The organism is Nocardia sp. NPDC006630 (assembly GCF_040611495.1).
Lineage (GTDB): Bacteria > Actinomycetota > Actinomycetes > Mycobacteriales > Mycobacteriaceae > Nocardia.
Map to the genome: position 1 here is coordinate 3,856 of NZ_JBEXOK010000028.1, position 1,438 is coordinate 5,293.

The following is a 1,438-nucleotide window of genomic DNA, read 5'->3' on the forward strand; positions in this document are numbered from 1 at the left end:
CACATAGCCTGAGAGGTGATGCGTAGCCGATTGAGGCGAATTCAGTGATCCTATGCTGCCGAGAAAAGCCTCTAGCGAGCTGGTACATGGCCCGTACCCCAAACCGACACAGGTGGTCAGGTAGAGAATACTAAGGCGATCGAGATAACTGTGGTTAAGGAACTCGGCAAAATACCTCCGTAACTTCGGGAGAAGGAGGGCCTTGTCTGGTGACGGAACTTGCTTCCCGAGCTGGGTGAGGTCGCAGAGACCAGTGAGAAGCGACTGTTTACTAAAAACACAGGTCCGTGCGAAGTCGTAAGACGATGTATACGGACTGACGCCTGCCCGGTGCCGGAAGGTTAAGAGGACCGGTTAGCCCTTTGGGGCGAAGCTGAGAATTTAAGCCCCGGTAAACGGCGGTGGTAACTATAACCATCCTAAGGTAGCGAAATTCCTTGTCGGGTAAGTTCCGACCTGCACGAATGGCGTAACGACTTCTCAGCTGTCTCAACCACAGACTCGGCGAAATTGCATTACGAGTAAAGATGCTCGTTACGCGCGGCAGGACGAAAAGACCCCGGGACCTTCACTATAGCTTGGTATTGGTGTTCGGTACGGTTTGTGTAGGATAGGTGGGAGACTGTGAAGCGGGCACGCCAGTGTTCGTGGAGTCATCGTTGAAATACCACTCTGATCGTATTGGACTTCTAACCTCGGACCATGATCTGGTTCAGGGACAGTGCCTGGTGGGTAGTTTAACTGGGGCGGTTGCCTCCCAAAATGTAACGGAGGCGCCCAAAGGTTCCCTCAGCCTGGTTGGCAATCAGGTGTCGAGTGCAAGTGCACAAGGGAGCTTGACTGTGAGACCGACAGGTCGAGCAGGGACGAAAGTCGGGACTAGTGATCCGGCACCGGCAAGTGGAAGCGGTGTCGCTCAACGGATAAAAGGTACCCCGGGGATAACAGGCTGATCTTCCCCAAGAGTCCATATCGACGGGATGGTTTGGCACCTCGATGTCGGCTCGTCGCATCCTGGGGCTGGAGTAGGTCCCAAGGGTTGGGCTGTTCGCCCATTAAAGCGGCACGCGAGCTGGGTTTAGAACGTCGTGAGACAGTTCGGTCTCTATCCGCCGCGCGCGTCAGAAACTTGAGGAAGGCTGTCCCTAGTACGAGAGGACCGGGACGGACGAACCTCTGGTGTGCCAGTTGTCCTGCCAAGGGCACGGCTGGTTTGCTACGTTCGGAAGGGATAACCGCTGAAAGCATCTAAGCGGGAAGCCTGTTCCAAGATGAGGTTTCTCACCTACTTGATAGGTTAAGGCCCCCAACAGACCATTGGGTTGATAGGCAGGAACTGGAAGCCCGGTAACGGGTGCAGGTGACCTGTACTAATAGGCCGAGGACTTACCAACAAAGAAGCTACGCGTCCACTGTGCGGTATCTGAAACAACACACA

At 54.7% G+C, this 1,438-nt stretch carries 1 rRNA gene (cut by a window edge); it reads left to right on the plus strand.

From position 1 onward, the window contains the following. Positions 1-1,394: ribosomal RNA gene (locus tag ABZX86_RS40175) — 23S ribosomal RNA — on the plus strand (it extends 1,802 nt beyond the left edge of the window). Positions 1,395-1,438: the final 44 nt, after the last annotated feature.